Below are 22,681 nucleotides of genomic sequence, written 5' to 3' on the forward strand. Positions count from 1 at the left end.
CGAACCCGCCCCGCGTAGAATCGAACCGTCATGTCCCCCATCTTCGACTGCAGCGACGAGGCGCAGCTGCTCGCCGGGATGCGCAACGCGCGTCAGGCGATCGGCCGCGGCGACCTCATCGTCATCCCCACCGACACCGTCTACGGCGTCGCCGCCGACGCCTTCTCGCCGCCCGCGGTGCAGCGCCTCCTGGATGCCAAGGGGCGCGGCCGCAATCAGCCGCCGCCCGTTCTCGTCGGCACGAAGGAGACGCTGACGGCCCTCGCGGAGGAGGTCCCGGAGCCGGTCCAGCGCCTCGTCGACGCCTTCTGGCCCGGCGGCCTCACGATCGTCCTTCCCGCGCAGCCCTCGCTGGTGTGGGACCTGGGGGAGACCAGGGGGACCGTGGCCGTGCGCATGCCCGAGGGGCGCGTGGTTCTCGAACTGCTGGCCGAGACCGGGCCGCTCGCGGTGTCCAGCGCCAACCTCACCGGCAAGGCGGCGGCGATCTCCGCGCTCGACGCCGAGAAGATGCTGGGCGACAGCGTCGCGGTGTATCTGGACGACGGCATGAGCAGGAACGGCGTCGCGTCCACGATCATCGACGCCACCTCGCTCGTCCGCCGCGCCTCCGACGCCGAGCCGGGCGTGGTCCGGGTCCTGCGGGACGGCGTGGTGACGAGAGAGCAGCTGCGCGAGGTCCTGGGCGATCTGCTCGAGCCGGAGCCGCAGGACGGGGATTCGTGAAGCAGTACCTCTTCACGATCATCGTCACCGCCGCGATCACCTTCGTGCTGACGTGGGCGGTGTGGCGGTTGAGCCTGCGCTTCAAGCTGTATCCCGGCATCCGCGAGCGCGACGTGCACACCACGCCGACGCCCCGCCTCGGCGGCGTCGCGATCTTCTTCGGCATCGTGGCCGCCTTCGCGATCTCGGCGGCCAACCCCTTCTTCCAGAGCATCTGGACGCCCCCGCAGACCATGTGGTCCATCCTTGCGGCCGCCCTCCTCATCGCCGTGATCGGGGTCATGGACGACCTCTGGGACATCGACTGGATGATCAAGCTCGGCGCGCAGTTCCTCGCCGCGGGCATCATCACCGTGGGTGGCGGCCTGCAGATCCTCTCCCTGCCGTTCGGCGACCTCATCGTGGTGTCGAGCTGGCTGAGCATCACGATCACGATGTTCGCGATCGTGATCGTCATGAACGCCGTGAACTTCATCGACGGCCTCGACGGTCTCGTCGCCGGCGTCTGCCTGATCTCCAACGGGGTGTTCTTCGCCTACTCGTACATCTTCACGCGCGACTCCGGTGCCTCGAGCTACTTCAACCTCTCCACGTTCCTCGCCGCGGTCCTCATCGGGGCGTGCCTCGGGTTCCTGCCGTTGAACTGGAGCCCGGCGAAGCTGTTCATGGGCGACTCCGGTGCGCTCGTCATCGGCCTGCTCATGGCGACGTCGGCCATCGCGATCACCGGACAGATGGACCCCTCGGCGCTGGACCCGGAGCGCCTCGGACGCTCGCAGCTGATCGGCGCCTTCCTGCCCATCCTGCTTCCGCTGCTCGTCGTGCTCCTGCCGCTCCTGGACTTCGGGCTCGCCGTGCTGCGCCGGATGAGCGCCGGCCGCTCGCCGTTCTCCCCGGACCGCAAGCACCTGCACCACCGGATGCTGGACCTCGGTCACCGCGACCGCGACGCCGTCCTCATCTTCTACGCCTGGACGGCCGTCATCTCGCTCGCCGTCCTCCTGATGTACGTCGGCGCCAGGGAGGACTGGCCGGGCCAGTACATCCCCGGCGTCGTGTTCGGCGTCGTCGGCATCGCCGCGTGCCTCGTCATCACCCTGAGTCCCACCCGCCGACGCAAGACCGCCGCGGGCGCCGCGCCCGACCCGATCCCTCTGGAGCCCCGATGAGCCCGAGCCCCGTTTCCAGCACCCCGATCCTGCGTCGCACGCTCATCTGGTCGGCCGTGGCCACCGTCGTGCTCGCCCTCGTCGCCGGCGGCATCGGATTCGCCGTCGCGCAGGGGGAGGGGCTGATCAGCGGACTGCTCGGCGTGCTCCTCGCTGCGCTCTTCCTCGGCATCACCGGGCTGAGCATCCTCATCGCGAACCGGTGGTACGGCGACCCGCTCTATGTGCAGCTCTTCTTCGCGATCGTGCTCGGCGGCTGGCTGCTGAAGCTCGGCGTCTTCGTCGTCGTGATGATCCTGCTCGCGGGACAGCCGTGGATCGAGCCGATGGTGTTCTTCCTGTCGATCGTGGCGGGCGTGCTCATGTCGCTGATCATCGACGTGGTCGTCCTGACCCAGATGCGCCTGCCGAACGTCAGCGACACCACGCTGCCCACCGAGGTGCCGGAGGACCGCGCCCCGGGAGCAGCGAACGATGCCCCGGACGGCCCGGCGGACACGGCCCCGCGGTCTTAGGGCACCCTTGGATTCTGATAGTGTTGAGGAGTGCCCGCCGCTCGCCCGCGAGCGCTTGCGCTGTGTAGCACACCGACCATCGTCGCCCCGGTTCTGACCGGTGCCCCGAAGCTGGAGCCCGCGCTGTTTAATCTTGCTGCGACCCTGACCCCCCGACTCGCGTCCTCTGATGGCGAGTTCCACGGCCCTTCGATCGATGAGTTCTTCCCGGAGATCCTCTTCCACGTCGGACCCATCCCGGTCAACCGGATCCACCTGATCCAGTTGCTCTCGGTGATCGCCGTCGTCCTGATCCTCTGGCTCGGCACCCGCCGCATGAAGGTCGTGCCCGGCCGGTTCCAGAGCCTCGTCGAGATGGGCCTCGGCTTCGTCCGCGGCGGCATCGCCCACGACCTGTTGGGCCGCAAGGACGGCGACCGGTTCCTGCCGATCCTCACCACGATCTTCTTCATGGTGCTGTTCATGAACATCACGGGCATCATCCCGTTCCTGAACATGCCGGGAACGGCGATCATCGCGGTGCCGCTCACGCTCGCCGTGGTCAGCTACGTCACGTTCATCTACGCCGGCATCAAGAAGAGCCCGAAGAACTTCTTCAAGAACGCCCTCTTCCCGTCGGGCGTGCCGTGGCCGGTCTACTTCATCGTCACGCCGATCGAGCTCATCTCGACGTTCATCATCCGCCCGGTGACCCTCACCCTGCGACTGCTGATGAACCTCGTCGTCGGCCACATGATCCTGGTCCTCTGCTTCGCAGCGACCCAGTTCTTCTTCTTCACCGCGGGTGGCGGCTGGGCCGCCCTCGGTATCGGAACCCTCGCCTTCGGTGGCGCCTTCACTCTCTTCGAGATCCTGGTGGCCGTCCTGCAGGCATACGTCTTCACCGTCCTCACCGCGGTCTACATCCAGCTCGCGGTCGCAGAAGAGCACTGAGCGGGCGGGCAACAGCCCTCCCACCCAACGAAAGGAAAAACCCGTGGACGCAACTACGGTTCTCGCTGAAATCAACGGCCACCTCGCGGCGGTCGGCTACGGCCTCGCGGCCATCGGCCCGGCCATCGGTGTGGGCATCGTGGTCGGCAAGACCATCGAGGGCGTCGCCCGTCAGCCCGAGCTGGCCGGTCGCCTGCAGGTCCTCATGTGGATCGGTATCGCCTTCACCGAGGCGCTTGCGTTCGTCGGCATCGCCGTCGGATTCATCCCCTTCCCGTAATCCCCACCGACTTCTGAAGGAGACAGGATGCTGAACGCTCTTGTCACGAACCTCGCGGCTGAGGGTGAGGCGGCGAACAACCCGCTGATCCCCGCGTGGTACGACATCATCTGGTCGGGCTTCTGGTTCCTCATCATCCTCGCCGTCGTGTGGAAGGTCGCCCTTCCCCGTCTGACGAAGATGCTCGACGAGCGGTCCGCCGCCATCGAGGGCAACATCGCCAAGGCCGATGAGGCGCAGAAGCAGGCGGAAGCGGCTCTCGAGGAGTACACCCGGCAGCTCGCCGAGGCGCGTACCGAGGCCGGTGAGATCCGTGAGGCCGCCCGTGAGGACGGCAAGAAGATCATCGCCGAGGCGAAGGAGACCGCAGCCAGCGAGGCCGCGCGTCTGACCGCCACCGCGCACACGCAGATCGAGGCCGAGCGCCAGACGGCTCTCGTCTCCCTGCGCAGCGAGGTCGGCTCGCTCGCTCTCGACCTCGCCGGCGGCGTGGTCGGCGAGACGCTCTCCGACGACGCTCGCGCGGCCGCCGTGGTCGACCGCTTCCTCGCCGATCTCGAAGCATCCGAGAAGGCGGCTCAGTAATGGGCAGCGCGACCGCTCAGGCACTCGCGGCATCCACTCAGACGCTTGCCGCAGCGAAGGACGTCACCCTCGAGACCGCGCGCGAGCTGTTCGCGGCCGCGCGGGCCGTGGGCGAATCGTCTCAGCTGAGCGGCGCGCTGGCTGACCCCTCGGCTCCGACCACGGCCCGGCAGAACGTCGTGTCCGCGGTGTTCGGCCAGTACGGCTCCGCAGCGCAGGACGTCCTGCGCACCGCGGTCGCCGAGCGCTGGTCGAACGCGTCCGAGCTGATCGACGGCCTCGAAGAGCTCGCGATCCGGGCGGCGACCATCGCCGAGCCCGGCGCGGACATCGAGGGAGAGCTCTTCGGCTTCTCGCGCGTGATCGCGGCGAACCCGGAGCTCGAACTCGCTCTCGGCAGCCGGCTCGGGGGAGAGGACGCGAAGGCCGCCCTGGTCGAGCGTCTCCTCGCCGACGCCTCCGCCAGCGCTCCGACGGCCCTCATCGTCACGTCCCTCGTGCGTCAGCCGCGCGAGCGCCGGGTGCGGCAGCTGCTGAGCCGGGCGATGCGCATCGTCTCGAGCCAGCGCGGCCGCCTCGTGGCCACGGTGCACACGGCGACCGAGCTCAGCGACGCCCAGCGCACGCGACTCGGCCAGACGCTCTCGCAGCGATACGGCGGCCAGGTGTCCCTCAACGTCGTCATCGACCCCAGCGTCGTCGGAGGCCTGCGCGTGCAGATCGCCGATGACGTCATCGACGGCAGCATCTCCGCACGACTCGCCGACCTTCGCCAGAAGCTCGCGGGCTAACACGACTTCGCGCGGGGAACCGCGCACCCAGATACAAAGGGAAGACAATGGCAGAACTATCGATCAGCCCCGACGTCATCCGTGACGCGCTGAAGGATTTCGCCGCCGCGTACGAGCCCACCGGGGCCGCGGCGACCGAGGTCGGCACCGTCATCGACGCCGCCGACGGCATCGCTCACGTCGAGGGACTTCCCGGCGTCATGGCGAACGAGCTCGTGACCTTCGCCGACGGCACCAAGGGTCTCGCGCTGAACCTCGACGAGCACGAGATCGGCGTCGTCGTCCTCGGCGACTTCACCGGCATCGAGGCCGGTCAGGAAGTCACCCGCACGGGTGAGGTCCTCTCCGTCCCGGTCGGTGACGGCTACCTCGGCCGCGTGGTCGACCCGCTCGGCAACCCGATCGACGGCCTCGGCGCGATCGCGACCGAGGGTGTCCGCGAGCTCGAGCTCCAGGCCCCCGGCGTCATGCAGCGCAAGTCGGTCCACGAGCCGATGCAGACCGGCATCAAGGCCATCGACGCGATGATCCCGGTCGGCCGCGGCCAGCGCCAGCTCATCATCGGCGACCGTCAGACCGGCAAGACGGCCATCGCGATCGACACGATCATCAACCAGAAGGCCAACTGGGAGTCCGGCGACGTCAACAAGCAGGTCCGCTGCATCTACGTCGCCATCGGTCAGAAGGGCTCGACCATCGCTTCGGTGAAGGGCGCGCTCGAAGAGGCCGGCGCTCTGGAGTACACCACCATCGTGGCGGCTCCGGCGTCCGACCCCGCCGGCTTCAAGTACCTCGCTCCGTACACCGGTTCGGCCATCGGCCAGCACTGGATGTACGGCGGCAAGCACGTCCTGATCATCTTCGACGACCTGTCGAAGCAGGCCGAGGCCTACCGTGCCGTCTCCCTGCTGCTCCGCCGCCCGCCGGGCCGCGAGGCCTACCCGGGCGACGTCTTCTACCTGCACTCGCGTCTGCTCGAGCGGTGCGCGAAGCTGTCCGACGAGCTCGGTGCCGGTTCGATGACGGGTCTCCCGATCATCGAGACCAAGGCGAACGACGTCTCGGCGTACATCCCGACCAACGTGATCTCGATCACCGACGGCCAGATCTTCCTGCAGTCCGACCTCTTCAACGCCAACCAGCGTCCCGCGGTCGACGTGGGTATCTCGGTGTCGCGTGTCGGTGGTGACGCCCAGGTGAAGTCGATCAAGAAGGTCTCCGGAACGTTGAAGCTGGAGCTGGCGCAGTACCGCTCGCTCGAGGCGTTCGCGATGTTCGCGTCGGACCTCGACGCCGCGTCGCGCCGTCAGCTCTCGCGCGGTGCCCGTCTGACCGAGCTGCTCAAGCAGCCGCAGTACTCGCCGTACCCGGTGGAGGAGCAGGTCGTCTCGATCTGGGCCGGCACCAACGGCAAGCTCGACTCGATCGAGGTCGAGGACGTGCTGCGCTTCGAGCGCGAGCTGCTCGACTACCTGCGTCGCAACACCAAGGTGCTCGACACGCTGCGGGAGACGAACGTGCTGGACGACGCGACCGTCGCCGAGCTCGACAAGCAGACCGACAACTTCCTCCTGGAGTTCCAGGGCGGCAAGGGCCACGCCATCGGCGCCCCTGGTCACGAGGAGCACGCTGCGGCCGAGGCCGAGGACGTCAACCAGGAGAAGATCGTCAAGGGTCGTCGCGCGTAATCGCGTGAGGTACTGATTCATGGGCGCTCAACTCAGGGTCTACAAGCAGAAGATCTCTTCTGCTCAGACGACCAAGAAGATCACGAAGGCGATGGAACTCATCGCGGCTTCGCGCATCCAGAAGGCGATGGCACGCGTCAAGGCGTCCACTCCCTTCGCGCGGGCCGTGACGAGGGCCGTGTCCGCCGTCGCGACGCACTCGAACGTCGACCACCCGCTCACCCGCGAGCCCGAGACGATCCGCCGCTCCGCGGTCGTGATCTTCTCGTCGGACCGCGGCCTCGCCGGAGCCTTCAACTCGCAGATCCTCCGTGAGGGTCTCGAGGTCGCGGAGCTCCTGCGTGAGCAGGGCAAGGAGCCGGTGTTCTACCTCGTGGGCCGCAAGGCCGTCGGGTACTTCCAGTTCCGTCGTATCGAGGCCGCTGCAGAGTGGACCGGCGACACCGACACCCCCTCGTTCCACACGGCGGAGGAGATCTCGCAGACGCTTCTCGAGGCCTTCAACCGTGGGGGAGAGGACGGCGGCGTCGACGAGATCCACCTCGTGTACAACCGCTTCGTCAGCATGATGACGCAGTCGCCGGAGTCCGTGCGCCTGCTGCCGCTGGAGATCGCGGAGGCCGACGACTCGGAGGCGGGCAGCACCGTCTACCCGCTGTACGAGTTCGAGCCCGACGCCGAGACGGTGCTCGACGCGATCCTGCCGGTGTACATCCAGAGCCGCGTCTTCAACGCCCTCCTGCAGTCGTCCGCCGCCAAGCAGGCCGCGACGCAGAAGGCGATGAAGTCGGCCAGCGACAACGCCGACAAGCTCATCACCGACTACACCCGCCTGCGCAACAACGCGCGTCAGGCCGAGATCACCCAGCAGATCGCCGAGATCGTCGGTGGCGCCGACGCTCTCGCATCGAGCTGACAGACCCTCAGGAAAGAGACGAAGAAATGACCACCACCGCCACGGCTGAGCAGCCGGCGACCGCGGTCGTCGGGCGCGTCGCCCGCGTCAACGGTCCGGTTGTCGACATCGAGTTCCCGCACGACTCGATCCCCGACATCTACAACGCGCTGAAGACGACGATCACGATCGGCGAGGAGTCCACCGAGATCACGCTCGAGGTCGCGCAGCACCTCGGCGACGACCTGGTCCGCGCCATCGCCCTGAAGCCGACCGACGGCATCGTCCGCGGTCAGGAGGTGCGTGACACCGGTGAGGCCATCTCGGTCCCCGTCGGTGACATCACCAAGGGCAAGGTCTTCAACGTGATCGGCGAGGTCCTCAACGGCGAGCCCGGTGAGACCATCGAGGTCACGGAGCGCTGGCCCATCCACCGCAAGGCCCCGAACTTCGACCAGCTCGAGTCGAAGACCACGATGTTCGAGACGGGCATCAAGTCGATCGACCTCCTCACCCCGTACGTGCAGGGTGGGAAGATCGGTCTCTTCGGTGGTGCCGGCGTCGGCAAGACCGTCCTCATCCAGGAGATGATCCAGCGCGTCGCGCAGGACCACGGTGGCGTGTCGGTGTTCGCCGGTGTCGGTGAGCGCACCCGTGAGGGCAACGACCTCATCCACGAGATGGAGGAGGCGGGCGTCTTCGACAAGACCGCCCTCGTCTTCGGCCAGATGGACGAGCCGCCGGGGACGCGTCTGCGCGTCGCCCTGTCGGCTCTGACGATGGCGGAGTACTTCCGTGACGTGCAGAAGCAGGACGTGCTGCTCTTCATCGACAACATCTTCCGCTTCACGCAGGCCGGTTCCGAGGTCTCCACGCTGCTGGGCCGCATGCCCTCCGCCGTGGGGTACCAGCCGAACCTCGCCGACGAGATGGGCCTCCTCCAGGAGCGCATCACCTCGACGCGCGGTCACTCGATCACCTCGCTGCAGGCGATCTACGTGCCGGCCGACGACTACACCGACCCGGCTCCGGCCACGACCTTCGCGCACCTCGACGCGACGACCGAGCTCTCGCGTGAGATCGCGTCGAAGGGTCTGTACCCGGCCATCGACCCGCTGACCTCGACGTCGCGCATCATGGACCCCCGCTACTTGGGCGAGGACCACTACCGCGTGGCCACCACGGTCAAGCAGATCCTCCAGAAGAACAAGGAGCTGCAGGAGATCATCGCCATCCTCGGTGTCGACGAGCTCTCCGAGGAAGACAAGATCGTCGTGTCGCGTGCACGTCGCATCCAGCAGTTCCTCTCGCAGAACACCTACATGGCGAAGAAGTTCACGGGCGTCGAGGGTTCGACCGTGCCGCTGAAGGAGACCATCGAGTCGTTCGATGCGATCACCCGCGGTGACTTCGACCACGTCGCCGAGCAGGCTTTCTTCAACGTCGGTGGCATCTCCGACGTGGAGGAGCGCTGGGCGCAGATCCAGAAGGAGAACGCCTGACCATGGCGCTGCACGTCAGCCTCGTCTCCGCCGACGCGGAGGTCTGGACGGGAGAGGCGAGCCTCGTGGTCGCCAAGACCGTCGAGGGCGAGATCGGCTTCATGTCCGGTCACGAGCCGGTGCTGGCCATCCTCGCCGAGGGCCAGGTCCGGATCACCCAGACGGATGGCGCCAAGGTGCTGGCGAACGCGCAGGACGGATTCCTCTCGATGGAGGGCGACGTCCTGACGATCGTGGCCGGCAACGCGGCACTCATCTCCTGACAGTCCTGTACATCGCGTCCGCCTCGACACCCGCCCGGGTGCCGAGGCGGACGCGTCTCTTTTCCCCGAGGTCCCATGAAGATCCTGCTCCCGCCGTCCGAGACCAAGCGCGAGGGCGGTGACGGCAGCCCGCTGGACGTGTCGGCGCTCGCGCTTCCCGATCTCGCGCCGCAACGGAACGCCGTGATCGACGCGCTCATCGCTCTCGCGGACGACGAGGATTCGGCGCGCCGCGTGCTCAAGCTCAGCGAGCGCCAGCGAGGAGACGTCGCACACAACAGGGCTCTGCGGAGCGCACCCACGATGCCCGCGGTGGACCGCTACACCGGGGTGCTGTTCGACGCCCTCGACGCGGCATCGCTGTCCACCGCGTCCCGCCGCTGGCTGGATGCCCATGTGTGGATCCACAGCGCCCCGTTCGGCCCCGTCGCCGCCCTGGACGCGATTCCGACGTATCGGCTCGCTGCCGGCACGGCGCTGCCCGGAGTGGCGCCGCTCCGCCGCCACTGGGCCGATCCGACGACAACGGCGATCGCGGCCGACGCCCCCGCGTTCGTCCTCGATCTGCGCAGCGAGGCCTACGCAGCGCTCGGTCCGGTCCCGGGCGCGGTGTCGTCGGCGTACGTGCGGGTCGTCACGGAGCAGGGGAGAGCCCTGAACCACTTCAACAAGAAGAGCAAGGGGCTGCTCGTGCGCGCGCTGGCGGAGGATCGTCCGCGGCTCGGCTCTCTCCGTGCGCTGCAGCGGTGGGCCCAGGCGCATGACGTCGTGCTCCGGGACGGGAAGGTGCCCGGCGAGGTCGAGCTGGTCGTCGCCGACTGACGTCCGCCCCGAGCCCGGCGAATCGCCTCCGGCGGTCGTTGCCGCCCCCTGGGCGCACCGCTACCATGTCCAATGCGAGGCGGGGAGTCTCGTGGTGGGGGACGAAAGCCGTCTCCCCTGACCAGAGAATGTGAGCCTCATGGGTTACGACGACTACGGAGCGGGCTATCTCGGCCTGCTCTTCGCCTACTTCTTCGTCATTCTGCTGATCGCGGTCGCCGGATACGTCCTGGTGTCGCTCTTCTACATGAAGATCTTCCAGAAGGCCGGAGTCCAGGGGAACTGGCGCGCCTGGGTGCCGGTCTACAACTCCATGATCTTCTTCAAGCTCGGCGACCTGAGCCCGTGGCTCGTCCTCTACGGGATCGCGGGTGCCGCGCTGCTGAGCTGGATCGGCATCGGCTTCCTGTTCTCGCTCGCCCTCGGGGTGCTCTCGGCCATCGCCGCGTGGCGCGTGGGTCTCAAGCTCCAGAAGGACGCCGTCTGGGTCGTCCTCTACGTCTTCCTCGCCGTCGTCTGGCTCGGCATCAACGCCTTCGACAAGTCGCGCTGGAACCCGAACATCCAGCAGGCACCGTGGGCGGGCAACGGATTCCTCGGCGACCGCACGGTCTGGGACGGCATCCCCGTCCAGCCCGCCGCGGCCGCGCCGCAGCAGGGCTACGGCGCGCCCCAGGGGTACGGTGCCCCGCAGGGCTACGGCACCCCTCCGCAGGGGTACGCTCCTCCGACGCAGCCGTACACCCCGCCCGCCGCTCCGGGCTACGCACCGCCGGCCGCGCCGACCGCTCCGGCGACGGGAGCGCCGATCCCTCCGGTGCCGCCCACCACTCCGCCGGCTCCGCCCGCGGCTCCGCCCACCACGCCTCCCGCGCCTCCGGCGGCTCCGCCTGCGGCGCCTCCGGCTCCGCCGACCACGCCGAACGATCCCACGCAGCCTCCTGCGTGACGACGGTGGAAGAACCCCCGGTCTCCGGACCGGGGGTTCTTCGCGTCCGTGGTGCCGGCACGCCCCGACATGCCGCTAACGTGGAGGCATGGACTCGTCGCACCGGAGGGCCGTGCACTCTCCTCCTTTCGTCCCGCGCCCCGTTCACAGAGACCCCGGTGCGGAGCAGGAGAGCGAGTTCCACTACGATGTGTGAGTATCCTGCGCCCGTCCCCTTCGCCGCAGGTCCATCGGAGGCAGTTCGTGGCTGAGACCAAGACGCACACCGTCACGGTTGCGCATCGTCCGTTGCTGCTGTCCTGGGCCGGGGTCACCGACCAGGGGCGACGCCGGGAGACGAATCAGGACGCGCTGCTCGCCGAGTACCCGTTGTTCATCGTCGCGGACGGCATGGGCGGCCACGCCGGCGGGGAGATCGCCAGCCAGAGCACCGTCACCCGGCTGCGCGCGGTGGTGGACGCGGACGAGGTCTCTCCGTCCGCGATCGAGAAGGCGCTCGCTCTCGCGGTGGACGACATCGCCGGGCACCCGGACACCACCGATGAAGGCACCGGCACCACGCTCACGGGTGTGTATCTCGATGAGCGCGAGGGGGAACCGCACTGGGTGGCGCTGAACATCGGCGATTCCCGCGTGTACCTCCTCCGCGACGACCGGCTGCTGCAGGTCACGACGGATCACTCGGTCGTGCAGGAGCTCATCACAGCGGGAAAGCTCAGCCCGGAAGAGGCCGAGGGACACCCGTACAGCAACGTGATCACCCGCGCCGTCGGCGCCAGTGAGCTCACCGCGCCGGACTACGTGACCATCGACGTGCGGCCGGGAGATCGCTTCGTGATCTGCTCCGACGGACTCACGAAGGAGCTCACGGACTACGGCATCCAGCACTTCCTCCGCGCGCACGCCGATCCGGGGGAGAGCGTCGACGCGATGCTCGCCGCGGCTCTCGACAACGGCGGTCGCGACAACGTCACCGTGATCGTCCTGCAGGTCAGCGACCCCGAGGACTCCTCCTCCCCATCCGACGACTCCGCGGAGTAGCGCCCCGCAGCCTGTGGAGAGGCCGCATCGGCACCGGGGGTGGGATGCACTGGGGGCATGGACCCTTCGCCGCTGCTCCTGCCGTCCGCATCGACACCGCTCCGCCGCCGCCCGCTTCCCCTCGTCGCCGCCGTCGTCCCCGTGGCGGCCGGCCTCGCGCTCTGGATGACGACGGGGGCCGTGCACGCGCTGTGGTTCGCGGCTCTCGGTCCCCTGATGCTGGGCGCTTCTCTCCTCGACACGGCCCGGGGGCGCCGTCGGGAACGGAAGGCCGACGCGCTCAGGGTGAGCACCGCCTGGGCCGACATCGAGGCCGAGCTGCATCGTCGCCACGCGCAGGAGCGGGCGCAGGGGGAACGCCGTCATCCGGATGCGGCATCCTGCATCCGCGACCGACCGTTGCGGGATGCCCGACCGCCGGGCGACGACACCCCGCTGGTGGTGGGACGCGGATCCCGGGCGAGCGGGGTGCGCTGCGAAGGCGGTGACGACGCCCGTGCTCACGCCTTCCGCCGCCGCTGCGCGGTGTTGGAGGACGCGCCGTGGGTCGTCGCCCTCGGCCGTGGGGTGTGCCTCCGCGGCCGGGAGCCGCTCGTGCAGGCCGCAGCTCGCGCTCTCGTGATCCAGCTCTGCCTGCGCTTCTCGCCGAGCGTGCTGTCCCTCGTCGGCGACGAGGGGTGCGACCCGGCGCTCCGAGCGCTTCCGCATGCGCAGCGAGCGCGACGCGGCGGATTCCGTCTCGCCCTCGCCACCGGTTCGGCCGGCGGGTCGGGGCCACGTGCGGATGCCGTGATCTGGACCGTTCCGTCCGGCGCCGAGGTCCCGGAGGGCATCACGACGGTGATCGACATCGAGGAACCGGGCGCGGCCACGCTGCGGACGCCGGACGGCGAGGCCGACCTCGCCGTGGAGTTCCTCTCTTCCGCCCAGGTAGCGGCCGCGGCGGAGCTGTGCGGCGCGCGGGACGGGGCGGCACCCGCCGTCACCGCGACAGCCCTGCGAGACCTTCCGCAGCCGCCGGCGGGGCCGGGCCTCCGCGTCGCGCTGGGCACCGGGAGGGATGGCGCGCCCGTGGGAGCCGACATCGTCGAGGACGGTCCGCACGCCATCGTGACCGGGATGACGGGCACGGGCAAGAGCGAGCTCCTCGTCAGCTGGGTCGTCGCGGTCTGCGCGGGACACGGCCCTGACCGGGTGAGCTTCCTCCTCGCGGACTTCAAGGGAGGAACGGCCTTCGACCGGTTGCGCGGTCTGCCGCAGGTGGTCGGCGTCATCACCGACCTCGATGAGACGGAGGCGCGACGCGGGGTCGCCAGCCTCGCCGCCGAGATGCGGCGTCGCGAGGCAGCCCTCGCCGCGATGGGCGCCCGGGACGTGCGCGAGACCGACCTGCCCCGTCTGGTCATCGTCGTCGACGAGTTCGCCGCCTTGCTGCAGGAGCACACGGAGCTCGCGGCGGTGTTCACCGATGTCGCGGCGCGGGGGCGTGCGCTGGGCATGCACCTGATCCTGGGCACCCAGCGCGCCGCCGGTGTCATCCGTGACGCTCTCGCGACGAACTGCCCGCTGCGGATCAGCCTCCGCGTCGCGGAGGCCGCCGACAGTCGAGCGGTGATCGGGACCGGGGAAGCGGCGGATCTGCCCGGGGGCGCGGACGGGCGCGGTCGGGCGCTGCTCCGACGCCCCCAGGACGAGGAGCCCCACCCCGTGCGCACAGCGCTCGCGGATGACGAGCACATCCGTCGCATCGGGGAGCGGTGGTCCGGTACGACTCCGTCCGCACCGCCGTGGCACCCGGCCCTCCCCACGCACCTGCCGCTCGAGACGCTGCGGGCCGGGTCGAGGACGGGCGACCGGAGAACCGGGGAGGGGCCGCTGATCGTGCTCGGACGCGCCGACGACCCCGACCACCAGGCGCAGCCGCTGGAGGTCCTGCGTCCGGGGCACGAGCGCGGCCTCGCTGTGCTCGGCGCTCCGGGGACCGGCAGGACGACAGCGCTGCGCGTGATCGCCGCGCAGTATCCGGAATGCACGTGGTTCCCTGATGACCCCGAGAGCGCCGTCGATCAGCTCCTCGCATGGACGGAGGAGGACGGCGCTCCGTCCGATGTCGTGCTCGCCGACGACCTCGACGCTCTCCATGCGGCGCTGCCTCTCGAAGACGGTCAGGACTTCGTCCAGCGCTGGGAGCACCTCGTGCGGTCGAAGGCGGCCGTCACCTGGGTGCTGGCGGCGAGCCGGGCCGTGGGCCCTCTGGCGCGCGTGTTCGATGCGCTTCCGCGACGGGCGGTGCTCCGGATGCCCACCCGGGTCGAGCACCTCGCCGCCGGTGGCGAGCTGGCGGCCTTCCGACGAGACCGGCCGCCGGGGCGGGCGGTCCTCGAGGAGCGGGAGATGCAGTTCGCGTGGATCGACACCGAGGGCGTGCCCGTATGGCCGGTGCAGCCCCTCCGAAAGGTGGCGCCGGCCTGGGCACCGGCGGGGGAGCTGACGGCGCTGGTCACCCCGGGCGCGGCCTCGGTCGTCGAGACGCTGGCCTCGGCGCACCCGGAGTGGGACGTGCAGGCCGCGGGTGCCGAGACGAGCCGGAACGGCAAGCCGCTCGTGCTCGTCGCCGATGCCGAGAGCTGGCAACGTCACTGGGCGCTGTGGCAGCGGGTGCGGTCGCACGGGGAGGTGCTGATCCGGGCGGAGCGGCCCAGCGAGCTGCGTCAGCTCGTCGGCATCCGCGCTCGCCCGCCGTACGCCCGACCCGACGCCGGACGCGCGTGGTCCGTGATCGGCGACCGCGCACCCCGGCGTGTGGTCATCGATGCTCTGGGGCGTCGATGACCACCCGCCGGCGGCACACGGATCCCGTGCCGCGGATATGCGGTCAGATACCCGCGCCGGGCCGGACGACGCCGACGCGGGAGCCGCCACCGAGCACCGCGAGCGGCAGGGCCTCGGCCAGCGCGGTCACGTCGGCCTCGCTGAGGCCGCCGGCGCGCGCCAGCAGCGTGGCGGCCACGATCGTCGATGCCCGGGCACCGCCGTCCAGCATCTTGAGGGCGACCGTGGTCCCGTTCGGAGCCACCATCACCATGACGCCCTCCGCGCCGCCCTTCGCGAAGACGCCGAGCCGCTCGATCGCGATCGTGTCAGGGCGCCCCGGACCATCGATGGTCCAGGGGTTCTCGCGGACGGCCTTCACCAGGGCGCCGGCCACCCGATGCAGCGCGAACGGGGAGCGCTCGGAGGCGGTGCCGACGCGGTGGATCGCACGGGCCAGGCCCGTGAGGGTGAGGGCGTACACCGGGGCGCCGCAGCCGTCGATCGCGGTGTGCGCCATCTTCTCGCCGGTCAGGCGTTCGATGACGTCACGGATGTGGGCCTGGAGCGGGTGGGTCGGATCGAGGTAGCCCTCGACGGGCCAGCCGGTCGCGATGCAGGCGCGGAGCATCGCGGCGTGCTTGCCCGAGCAGTTCATCCGGACCCGCGCCTCCTGGCCGTGCTCGCGCACCATCTCGTCGCGGGTCGCGGAGTCGCTCGGCCACGCCGGGGGACAGGCGAGGTCGTCCTCGTTGAGGCCGCCGGCGGTGAGCATCTCGCGCACGACCTCGGCGTGCCGGTCGGTTCCGGAATGGCTGGCGGTGGACAGAGCCAACTGCTCTCCCTCGAGCACGGCGCCCGCCGTGAGGCAGGCGACTGCCTGCAGGGGCTTGAGGCTGGAGCGGGGGAGGATCAGTGCCTCCGCGTTCCCATGCCGCGCGACCACCTCGCCCTCGGGCGACAGCACGACGGCCGCACCGGCATGACGCGACTCGATGAAGCCGCTCCGCTCCACGACGGCGAGTTCGACGGAATCCTGAACGGTGAGAGTCTCCAGCACCCGACAACTCTACCGGCGGGTGCGGCGCGGCCCCGTCGAGGGCGGAGCCCGGGTGTCGGCGCCGCCTGGCAGACTGGGCGCATGCCAGAGCAGACGACTCCCCGGGCCCTCGGCGAGCACCGCTACGCCCTCACCTCCACCTGGACCGGCAACGCCGGGTCCGGCACGAGCGGTTATCGCGACTACCGCCGTGACGTCACGATCGAGGTCGAGGGGAAGCCCGAGCTGCTCGCGTCGTCCGACAAGCCCTTCCGCGGCGATCCGTCGCGCTGGAATCCGGAGGACCTCTTGCTGGCCTCCCTCTCGGAGTGCCACCTGCTGTCCTATCTGCACGCGTGCGTGACGGCCGGCGTGGTGGTCGTCTCCTATCGCGACACCGCGAGCGGCCTGATGCGCGAGAACGGCGCCGGCGGCGGGTCCTTCGTCGAGGTGCTGCTGCGACCGGAGGTCGTCGTCGCCGAGGCGTCGATGATCGAGGCGGCCGAGCGGGCGCACGCCCAGGCGAACGAGTGGTGCTTCATCGCCAACTCGGTCAACTTCCCCGTCCGGCACGAGGCGACGGTGACGGCCGCCGGCTGAACGGGGCGCTCAGCGGCGCTCGTGCGGGAGCGCCTGCTTGATCTTCTCGATCGCGTTCTGCGCCGGCGCCTCGTTGTAGGTGCCCGCGAGCTCCTGACCGGAGAGGGCGTGGATCGCGGCCATGATCTCGTCGGTCGCGAGTCGGCGTGCGCGGCCGCTCGTCGCCGGTCCGTGCGGCGACAGATCCAGGGGCTCCCCGAAGCGCACGGTGATCCGCTCGGACAGCGTGGGCATCTTGGCGCCGACCGGCATCACCTTGTCGGTGCCGATGAGTCCCACGGGGACGACGGGGGCGCCGGTCTGCAGGGCGAGGAACGCCACGCCCGTGCGGCCCTTGTACAGCCGGCCGTCGGTGGAGCGGGTGCCCTCGGGGTACAGCGCGACGGCGAGGCCCTCGTCGAGGAGCTGACGCTGCAGGTCGAGGGCGTCGAGCGCCGCCTGGCCGGCGCCGCGGCGGACCGGGATCGCACCGATCGCCTCGAAGAACGTCTTGGACGCCCAGCCCTTCATGCCGGTGCCCTCGAAGTAGCTCGACTTGGCGAGGAAGTGCACGGGCCGCGGAGCCGCCACCGGGATGGCGATGGAGTCGATGAACGACAGGTGGTTGCTGGCGAAGATCACCGGGCCGGTGGTGGGGACGTGCTCGCGTCCTTCGATGTGCGGCCGGTAGACGAGCCGGGCGAGCGGGGCGATGAGGCTGCGGCCCAGGGCGTAGGTGAAGCCGGCGTGCCGGGGCTTCGGGGAGTCCTCTGAGGGGGTTTCGGGGTCCGCGGACTGCTCAGAGCTCATCAGAGCAGGCTACTCCCGGATCCATGCCGACGTGGGAATGAAGACTCGCGCCGCCGCTTCCCAGCGCGAGCAAAGGGCGATGAGGCAGGATGGAAGCTCCCGCCCGCGATCGTGAGGTCTTCCTGTGCGCACCCGTCCGCTGCTCGTCCTGTCCACCGTCGCTGCGGCGACCCTGCTGCTGGCGGGCTGCTCCGGGAACGGCGATCCGCAGAGCACGTCCTCCCCGGACGCCTCCGGGTCGAGCCAGTGCCTCGTGAACGCGAAGGCCGGCGACACCTCGGACGCCATCGAGGTGGACGGCGAAGGCCTCGACGCCAAGATCACGGTTCCCGACGATGCGGAGTTCGCGAACGTCGAGCGGACCGTAGTGTCCGAGGGCGAGGGAGACGACCTCGCGGCGAACGACCTCGTCTCCGTCCAGTACCAGATCGTCGATGCCGCCAGCGGCGACGTGGTCGACTCGTCGGCGCGCGGCGAGGACGGCACGCTCCCCGTGCTCCTCGACCCGAACCAGTCGTCGCTGTTCGTCGCCGCGCTGGAGTGCGAGCCGGTCGGATCCCGCGTCGTCCTCGCCATCCCCGGCAGCGCGCTCGGTGAGGGGCAGAGCAACATCGTCGTCTACGCGGAGGCCGTCGACCGACTCCCCGAGGTCGCGACCGGTGAGCCCGTCGAGCCGACCGCCGGCATGCCCGAGGTCGAGCTCGACGACGACGGCAAGCCGTCCGTCACGATCCCGGACGGCGACGCGCCGACCGAGACGAAGGTCTCCGTCCTCAAGCAGGGCGACGGTGCGACGGTCGCGTCCGGCGACCTCGTGGTCGTGCAGTACCTCGGCGTGAAGTGGTCCGACGGCGAGGAGTTCGACTCCAGTTGGAGCCGCGACGCCGCCCCCGCGCAGTTCCAGACCACGGGGGTGGTCGCCGGCTTCCAGAAGGCGCTCGAGGGGCAGAAGGTCGGTTCGCAGGTCCTCGTCGTCATGCCGCCGTCCGACGGCTACGGCGCGAGCGAGGGCCACGAGCTGCAGGACGAGAGCCTCGTGTTCGTCGTCGACATCCTCGCGACGACCCCGGTCCAGCCGCAGCAGTAGGGCCGCCGTCGCGGCGTGTCCTAGGCTGGCGTCATGCGTCGCGTCATCATCCTCGGCTCCACCGGTTCCATCGGCACCCAGGCGCTGGATGTGATCCGTGCCAATCCTCGACGCTTCGAGGTCGTCGGTCTCGCCGCAGGATCGAACGCGGCGATGATGGCCGAGCAGGCGGCGCAGTTCCAGGTGGAGCACACCGCTCTGGGCGCCGCGGAGGCGGAGCAGCTGGTCCGTGACGTCGAAGCCGATGTGGTGCTGAACGGGATCACCGGCTCGATCGGTCTGGGCTCGACGCTGGCTGCGCTGGAGGAGGGGCGGACGCTCGCCCTGGCGAACAAGGAGTCGCTGATCGTCGGCGGTGATCTGGTGCTCGCCGCGGCGGCGCCCGGTCAGATCGTCCCCGTGGACTCCGAGCACTCCGCCCTCGCGCAGGCTCTGCGCTCCGGTACGCACGACGAGATCCGTCGGCTGGTGGTCACGGCCTCGGGCGGGCCCTTCCGCGGGAAGTCGCGCGACGAGCTCACCGCTGTCACGCCGCAGGATGCGCTCGCGCACCCCACGTGGAACATGGGACGCACCGTCACCACGAACTCCGCCACGCTGGTCAACAAGGGCCTCGAGGTCATCGAGGCGCACCTGCTGTTCGACGTGCCCTACGACGACGTCGACGTCGTCGTGCACCCGCAGTCGATCGTGCACTCCATGGTGGAGTTCATCGACGGATCCACCATCGCCCAGGCCTCTCCGCCGGACATGCGGCTGCCGATCTCGCTGGGCCTCGACTGGCCGCACCGGGTGGGCGGTGTGGGCCGCCCGCTGGACTGGACCACCGCCACGTCGTGGACGTTCGAGCCGCTCGATGACGACGCCTTCCCCGCGGTGGCACTCGCGAAGGCGGTCGGGCGTGCCGGAGGCACCTTCCCCGCGGTCTACAACGCCGCCAACGAGCAGGCCGTGGACGCGTTCCACGAGGGACGCCTGCCGTTCCTCGGCATCGTCGACACCGTGCAGCGGGTCGTCGACGCGCACGACGCTCCGGACACGCTGACCGTGGAATCGCTCGCGGCGGCGGAGGACTGGGCGCGGCGGAAGGCCGACCAGCTCATCGCCGCCGCCTGACGCGGCGCGGGGTCAGTCCTCGTCCGGGTACGGCACGGGCCAGCGCGGCTCCGGGACGGGCCATCCGGCGGCCTTCAGCGCACGCCGGGAGAGCTCGCGGGCGGAGTACGGCGTCCGCACTCCGCGGATGTCGCGGTAGTCCTGGTGGCCGGGTCCCGCCCAGAGGATCGCGTCGCCGTCGCCGACGAGTCCGACGGCGGCCACGATCGCGGCCTCCGGCGGGGAGTACTCGTGGATCTCGGCGTCGGGACGGGCGCGACGCGCGCCCTCGACGAGCGTCGCGCGGATCGACGCCGGGTCCTCGAACCGGGGGTGGTGATCGGTCACGACGAGGATGTCGCTGCCCTCCACCGCGGTGCGGGCCATGTCGAAGCGCTTGCTGGCGTCGCGGTCCCCGTCGGCCCCGAAGAGCATGAGCACCTTGCCGGGGGTCACCCGCCGCACGGCGGCCAGGGTCTTCTCGAAGGCGTCGGGCGAGTGGCCGAAGTCGACGAAGACGGCCGGCCCTTGCGCGCCCGAGACGAGCTGCGTGCGACCGGGCAGGTAGGCCCGGATGCCGCCGTCGCGCTGCACGGCCCCGACGATCCGCTCCCAGGCATAGCCGCCCTCGAGCAGCATGACGATCGCCAGCGCCGCGTTCGCGGCCATGTGCGGACCGATCACGGGGACGGTCGTGGTGAGCGTGCCGGCCGGTCCCGTCATCGTGAACGTGGTGCCGGTCGCCCGCTCGTCGTCGATGACGACCACCCAGTCCGCTCGCGATGCCTGGTCGGCGTCGGCGGCGATGGAGGGCGTCCCGACGGTGACGACGGGGATCTCGGAGCGTTCGACGACGAGGGCGCCGGAGGACGAGTCGAGGCAGACGACGCCGCGCACGGCGCGGTCGGGGCGGAAGAGCGGCAGCTTCGCCTCGAAGTACTCCTCCATGTCGGCGTAGTCGTCGAGGTGGTCGTGGCTGAGGTTGGTGAACCCCGCGACGTCGAACCGGATGCCGTCGACGCGGTGACGGGACAGGGCCTGGGCGCTGACCTCGACCGCGACGGCCTCGACCTCGCGCTCCCGCATCAGCGCGAGGAGGGCGTGCATCTCGGAGGCCTCGGGGGTGGTGAGCCGCGAGACGATGACCTCGCCTGCGATGTGACGCTCAGCCGTGGAGGAGAGCCCGGTGACGACGCCCATCTGCTCGAGGATGCCCTCGAGGAGGTGGGAGACGCTCGTCTTGCCGTTCGTCCCGGTGGTCGCGAAGAGGAGGGGGAGCGGATCCTCCGCCCCCGTGCCGTACACCCAGGCGCTCAGCGCGCCGAGCACGCCGCGGGGGTCGTCGACGATGAGGATCGGGAGGCCGGCGTCGGCGGCGATGTCGGCACCCGCCTGGTCCGTGATCACCGCGACCGCTCCCTTCTCGGCGGCGGTCTTCGCGAAGTCCGCGCCGTGGCGGTTCACGCCGCGGATGGCGACGAAGGCCTCGCCCGGGCGCAGATCGGCCGTGGCGAGGGTGATGCCACTGAGAGCGACGCCCTCCACATCGCCCCGCACGGAGCGGGCGAACAGGGAGGCGAGTTCGGACAGTTCGCGCCGGGGCGGGTTCGCCGGGCGGAGCACGGGGGGCAGGGTCGGCTGTTGTTCCATCGACATGTCGTCTCCATGTTCTCACGGCCGCGGTGTCAGCCCGGGCGGGTCGGTCCGCCGCGCGCCGGAGCCGGGCGCGGCGGACCGGGGGTCAGGCGCGGCGGCGGAACGCGAGCACCGCGACCACCAGCGCCGCGACGCCGGCGAGCAGACCGCCGGCACCCAGCGCGATGCCCAGCGCGTCGTCGCCGTCGTCCGCCGTCGCGGGCTGCGGCGCGGCGCTCGTGCCGTGACCGTCCGCGGTGCCGTCCGTGACCGTCACGACAGGCGCGGGGGAGTCGAGGTCGTGCGGGTCCTCACCCTTCTCGGCGAGCTGCGTCCACTCGGTCGCGCCGTCCACGCACTGCTGGACCACCGGGAAGGCGAGCGTTTCGGGCGTGTCCTCATCCAGGCCCACCGACATGCTCACGGCGCCGCGCAGGTCGGTCGGCACCGGCGTGAGGGCGGTGTACGTGACGGCGCTCACGAGACCGTCGTCGCCGCGCTCGACCTGGATGGTCCAGTCGCCGTCGAGCGTGGGGGCGACCGAGGCGAGACCGTCCGGCATGGTGATGCGCAGGGCGGTGGTGGGCGAGGTGCCGCAGCCGTGCGAGAACGAGAAGGTCAGCACGCCGTGGTCACCCGCGGCGAGCTCGTCGGGGCTGACGCTGACGTGTGCCCCGGCCATCGCGGGGACGGCGAGGGCGAGGGCGAGTCCGCCGACGAGGCCGGTGGCTCCGAGGAGGGTGCGGCGTGGACGACGGGGACGGATGGTGGTGTTCGACATGGGGTCTCCAGATGCTCGTGTGCGGGCGCGCCGGAACAGCGCAGCCCGGAAGGATGGGCCGTCGAACGGCGACGGCCGGATCGAGGGCGGCTCAGCCGCCGACGAGCACCGGAGGACCGCGTCGCGAGACCACGGCTGTCGTCGCGACGTCGAGCGGAGGGAGGAGGGCGGAGCGCAGCGGACGCGGCGGTGCCGGAGGCGTGGAGGCGGGCGTCGCCGTGCGTCGGAGGGCGGCCTGGAACCAGCGGGCGATCGTGCGCAGCACGCTCTCGCCATGCCACAGCAGCACCGTCGTCAGCAGGGCGGCGACGAGGTGCGCCGACAGCATCAGCGCTCCTGGCCCTGCGGCCGGTGACAGCGGGCCGAGTGCGCTCAGGTCGAGGTGGTGGGAGTGGACGCCGAGTCCCGGCGCCTCCTCGGCGGTGGGCGCCCCCAGGAGCTGGAAGAGCAGGTGGAACGCGCCCTGCGCCAGGATCACGGCCACCGCGACTCGGGCGCGCGAGGACCGCCGGCCGACCACGGCGGCGGAGAGCGGCACGAAGAGCGTCGCGACGGCGGCGATGAGCAGCGGGTGCGGGGCGGCCCCGCCGGCGAGCGTGTGGGAGACGGCCGCGAGGAGCGTGGCGATCGCGGACACGGCGGCGGCGCGGAGGAATCGCAGCTGCCGGGACGTCATCATGCCAGC

General features: G+C 70.5%; 23 protein-coding genes. 18 read left to right on the forward strand and 5 right to left on the reverse strand.

All coding sequences use genetic code 11. The features are described from left to right. Positions 1-30 precede the first annotated feature (30 nt). From ACFU8V_RS08795 to ACFU8V_RS08865, 15 genes are all read left to right on the forward strand, one after another. A complete protein-coding gene (locus ACFU8V_RS08795) occupies positions 31-726 on the forward strand; it encodes an L-threonylcarbamoyladenylate synthase (RefSeq protein ID WP_025103143.1) in 696 nt (231 codons plus the stop codon). Continuing rightward, positions 723-1,895, forward strand: a complete 1,173-nt coding sequence (locus ACFU8V_RS08800) for an MraY family glycosyltransferase (protein WP_025103144.1) — start codon at positions 723-725, stop codon at positions 1,893-1,895. The genes ACFU8V_RS08795 and ACFU8V_RS08800 overlap by 4 nt, the downstream gene beginning before the upstream one ends. Then, complete coding sequence (locus ACFU8V_RS08805; protein ID WP_025103145.1) at positions 1,892-2,410, forward strand: hypothetical protein; 519 nt, start codon at positions 1,892-1,894, stop codon at positions 2,408-2,410. Before ACFU8V_RS08800 ends, ACFU8V_RS08805 begins: the two co-directional genes overlap by 4 nt. Before the next feature lie 144 nt (positions 2,411-2,554). Further along, entirely contained in the window at positions 2,555-3,343 is a 789-nt protein-coding gene (gene atpB / locus ACFU8V_RS08810; RefSeq protein ID WP_036292497.1) for a F0F1 ATP synthase subunit A, read from the forward strand. 43 nt (positions 3,344-3,386) lie between these two features. Then, positions 3,387-3,623, forward strand: coding sequence for an ATP synthase F0 subunit C (gene atpE / locus ACFU8V_RS08815; RefSeq protein WP_025103147.1), 237 nt, complete (start codon positions 3,387-3,389; stop codon positions 3,621-3,623). Between the two features lie 27 nt (positions 3,624-3,650). Then, a complete protein-coding gene (locus ACFU8V_RS08820) occupies positions 3,651-4,208 on the forward strand; it encodes a F0F1 ATP synthase subunit B (protein ID WP_025103148.1) in 558 nt (185 codons plus the stop codon). Beyond that, the gene (locus ACFU8V_RS08825; RefSeq protein ID WP_025103149.1) at positions 4,208-4,999 is read left to right on the forward strand and encodes a F0F1 ATP synthase subunit delta; all 792 of its coding nucleotides are present in this window, start codon (positions 4,208-4,210) and stop codon (positions 4,997-4,999) included. Before ACFU8V_RS08820 ends, ACFU8V_RS08825 begins: the two co-directional genes overlap by 1 nt. A 47-nt stretch (positions 5,000-5,046) precedes the next feature. Beyond that, positions 5,047-6,687, forward strand: a complete 1,641-nt coding sequence (gene atpA, locus ACFU8V_RS08830) for a F0F1 ATP synthase subunit alpha (RefSeq protein ID WP_062634989.1) — start codon at positions 5,047-5,049, stop codon at positions 6,685-6,687. Between the two features lie 19 nt (positions 6,688-6,706). After that, positions 6,707-7,603 (forward strand): F0F1 ATP synthase subunit gamma, encoded by an 897-nt coding sequence (locus ACFU8V_RS08835; RefSeq protein WP_025103151.1) that lies wholly within the window; start codon positions 6,707-6,709, stop codon positions 7,601-7,603. Positions 7,604-7,629: 26 nt separating this feature from the next. Next, the gene (gene atpD / locus ACFU8V_RS08840) at positions 7,630-9,084 is read left to right on the forward strand and encodes a F0F1 ATP synthase subunit beta (protein ID WP_025103152.1); all 1,455 of its coding nucleotides are present in this window, start codon (positions 7,630-7,632) and stop codon (positions 9,082-9,084) included. A 2-nt stretch (positions 9,085-9,086) separates the two neighbouring features. Continuing rightward, a complete protein-coding gene (locus ACFU8V_RS08845; protein WP_025103153.1) occupies positions 9,087-9,347 on the forward strand; it encodes a F0F1 ATP synthase subunit epsilon in 261 nt (86 codons plus the stop codon). A 75-nt stretch (positions 9,348-9,422) separates the two neighbouring features. Further along, entirely contained in the window at positions 9,423-10,169 is a 747-nt protein-coding gene (locus tag ACFU8V_RS08850) for a YaaA family protein (protein WP_303708077.1), read from the forward strand. Positions 10,170-10,308: 139 nt separating this feature from the next. After that, positions 10,309-11,118: a large exoprotein gene (locus ACFU8V_RS08855; protein WP_378870541.1), complete on the forward strand. Its 810-nt coding sequence runs from the start codon at positions 10,309-10,311 to the stop codon at positions 11,116-11,118. Positions 11,119-11,361: 243 nt separating this feature from the next. Continuing rightward, a complete protein-coding gene (locus ACFU8V_RS08860; RefSeq protein WP_025103156.1) occupies positions 11,362-12,159 on the forward strand; it encodes a PP2C family serine/threonine-protein phosphatase in 798 nt (265 codons plus the stop codon). Positions 12,160-12,216: 57 nt separating this feature from the next. After that, a complete protein-coding gene (locus ACFU8V_RS08865; protein ID WP_378870545.1) occupies positions 12,217-14,991 on the forward strand; it encodes an FtsK/SpoIIIE domain-containing protein in 2,775 nt (924 codons plus the stop codon). 43 nt (positions 14,992-15,034) lie between these two features. Here the strand turns inward: ACFU8V_RS08865 and ACFU8V_RS08870 are convergent, their stop codons facing one another. Beyond that, a complete protein-coding gene (locus ACFU8V_RS08870) occupies positions 15,035-16,030 on the reverse strand; it encodes an asparaginase (protein WP_303708072.1) in 996 nt (331 codons plus the stop codon). Positions 16,031-16,111: 81 nt separating this feature from the next. Here ACFU8V_RS08870 and ACFU8V_RS08875 point away from each other — a divergent pair, with 81 nt between their 5' ends. Beyond that, on the forward strand, positions 16,112-16,609 hold the full coding sequence (locus ACFU8V_RS08875; RefSeq protein ID WP_029989208.1) for an OsmC family protein: 498 nt from the start codon (positions 16,112-16,114) through the stop codon (positions 16,607-16,609). A 9-nt stretch (positions 16,610-16,618) separates the two neighbouring features. On the opposite strand, the gene ACFU8V_RS08880 is transcribed toward ACFU8V_RS08875, so the two are convergent. Continuing rightward, a complete protein-coding gene (locus tag ACFU8V_RS08880) occupies positions 16,619-17,398 on the reverse strand; it encodes a 1-acyl-sn-glycerol-3-phosphate acyltransferase (protein WP_085607265.1) in 780 nt (259 codons plus the stop codon). Between the two features lie 124 nt (positions 17,399-17,522). On the opposite strand from ACFU8V_RS08880, the gene ACFU8V_RS08885 reads away from it, so the two are divergent. Together ACFU8V_RS08885 and dxr are read left to right on the forward strand one after the other, a co-directional pair. Further along, positions 17,523-18,485, forward strand: coding sequence for an FKBP-type peptidyl-prolyl cis-trans isomerase (locus ACFU8V_RS08885; protein ID WP_085607267.1), 963 nt, complete (start codon positions 17,523-17,525; stop codon positions 18,483-18,485). A gap of 33 nt (positions 18,486-18,518) precedes the next feature. Next, positions 18,519-19,601 (forward strand): 1-deoxy-D-xylulose-5-phosphate reductoisomerase, encoded by a 1,083-nt coding sequence (gene dxr / locus ACFU8V_RS08890; RefSeq protein ID WP_378870551.1) that lies wholly within the window; start codon positions 18,519-18,521, stop codon positions 19,599-19,601. Between the two features lie 12 nt (positions 19,602-19,613). On the opposite strand, the gene ACFU8V_RS08895 is transcribed toward dxr, so the two are convergent. The 3 genes from ACFU8V_RS08895 to ACFU8V_RS08905 form a co-directional block, all read right to left on the reverse strand. Continuing rightward, positions 19,614-21,230 carry a Mur ligase family protein gene (locus ACFU8V_RS08895; protein ID WP_172400133.1) on the reverse strand — a complete coding sequence of 539 codons (1,617 nt, stop codon included), beginning with the start codon at positions 21,228-21,230 and terminating at the stop codon, positions 19,614-19,616. A gap of 91 nt (positions 21,231-21,321) precedes the next feature. Further along, on the reverse strand, positions 21,322-21,996 hold the full coding sequence (locus tag ACFU8V_RS08900) for a YcnI family protein (RefSeq protein WP_378870553.1): 675 nt from the start codon (positions 21,994-21,996) through the stop codon (positions 21,322-21,324). A 91-nt stretch (positions 21,997-22,087) separates the two neighbouring features. Continuing rightward, positions 22,088-22,672 carry a hypothetical protein gene (locus tag ACFU8V_RS08905; RefSeq protein ID WP_085607408.1) on the reverse strand — a complete coding sequence of 195 codons (585 nt, stop codon included), beginning with the start codon at positions 22,670-22,672 and terminating at the stop codon, positions 22,088-22,090. Between the last annotated feature and the right edge of the window lie 9 nt (positions 22,673-22,681).

The organism is Microbacterium sp. NPDC057658, from assembly GCF_042799975.1.
Classification (GTDB): Bacteria; Actinomycetota; Actinomycetes; order Actinomycetales; family Microbacteriaceae; genus Microbacterium.

Excerpts from the sequence above, each read along its gene's own strand:
- ACFU8V_RS08795 (WP_025103143.1), top strand. The coding sequence starts at position 31 with ATGTCCCCCATCTTCGACTGCAGCGACGAGGCGCAGCTGCTCGCCGGG.
- ACFU8V_RS08805 (WP_025103145.1), top strand. The coding sequence starts at position 1,892 with ATGAGCCCGAGCCCCGTTTCCAGCACCCCGATCCTGCGTCGCACGCTC.
- ACFU8V_RS08820 (WP_025103148.1), top strand. The coding sequence starts at position 3,651 with ATGCTGAACGCTCTTGTCACGAACCTCGCGGCTGAGGGTGAGGCGGCG.
- ACFU8V_RS08825 (WP_025103149.1), top strand. The coding sequence starts at position 4,208 with ATGGGCAGCGCGACCGCTCAGGCACTCGCGGCATCCACTCAGACGCTT.
- atpA (WP_062634989.1), top strand. The coding sequence starts at position 5,047 with ATGGCAGAACTATCGATCAGCCCCGACGTCATCCGTGACGCGCTGAAG.
- ACFU8V_RS08835 (WP_025103151.1), top strand. The coding sequence starts at position 6,707 with ATGGGCGCTCAACTCAGGGTCTACAAGCAGAAGATCTCTTCTGCTCAG.
- atpD (WP_025103152.1), top strand. The coding sequence starts at position 7,630 with ATGACCACCACCGCCACGGCTGAGCAGCCGGCGACCGCGGTCGTCGGG.
- ACFU8V_RS08845 (WP_025103153.1), top strand. The coding sequence starts at position 9,087 with ATGGCGCTGCACGTCAGCCTCGTCTCCGCCGACGCGGAGGTCTGGACG.
- ACFU8V_RS08850 (WP_303708077.1), top strand. The coding sequence starts at position 9,423 with ATGAAGATCCTGCTCCCGCCGTCCGAGACCAAGCGCGAGGGCGGTGAC.
- ACFU8V_RS08855 (WP_378870541.1), top strand. The coding sequence starts at position 10,309 with ATGGGTTACGACGACTACGGAGCGGGCTATCTCGGCCTGCTCTTCGCC.
- ACFU8V_RS08865 (WP_378870545.1), top strand. The coding sequence starts at position 12,217 with ATGGACCCTTCGCCGCTGCTCCTGCCGTCCGCATCGACACCGCTCCGC.
- ACFU8V_RS08875 (WP_029989208.1), top strand. The coding sequence starts at position 16,112 with ATGCCAGAGCAGACGACTCCCCGGGCCCTCGGCGAGCACCGCTACGCC.
- ACFU8V_RS08880 (WP_085607265.1), bottom strand. The coding sequence starts at position 17,398 with ATGAGCTCTGAGCAGTCCGCGGACCCCGAAACCCCCTCAGAGGACTCC.
- dxr (WP_378870551.1), top strand. The coding sequence starts at position 18,519 with ATGCGTCGCGTCATCATCCTCGGCTCCACCGGTTCCATCGGCACCCAG.
- ACFU8V_RS08895 (WP_172400133.1), bottom strand. The coding sequence starts at position 21,230 with ATGGAACAACAGCCGACCCTGCCCCCCGTGCTCCGCCCGGCGAACCCG.
- ACFU8V_RS08900 (WP_378870553.1), bottom strand. The coding sequence starts at position 21,996 with ATGTCGAACACCACCATCCGTCCCCGTCGTCCACGCCGCACCCTCCTC.
- ACFU8V_RS08905 (WP_085607408.1), bottom strand. The coding sequence starts at position 22,672 with ATGACGTCCCGGCAGCTGCGATTCCTCCGCGCCGCCGCCGTGTCCGCG.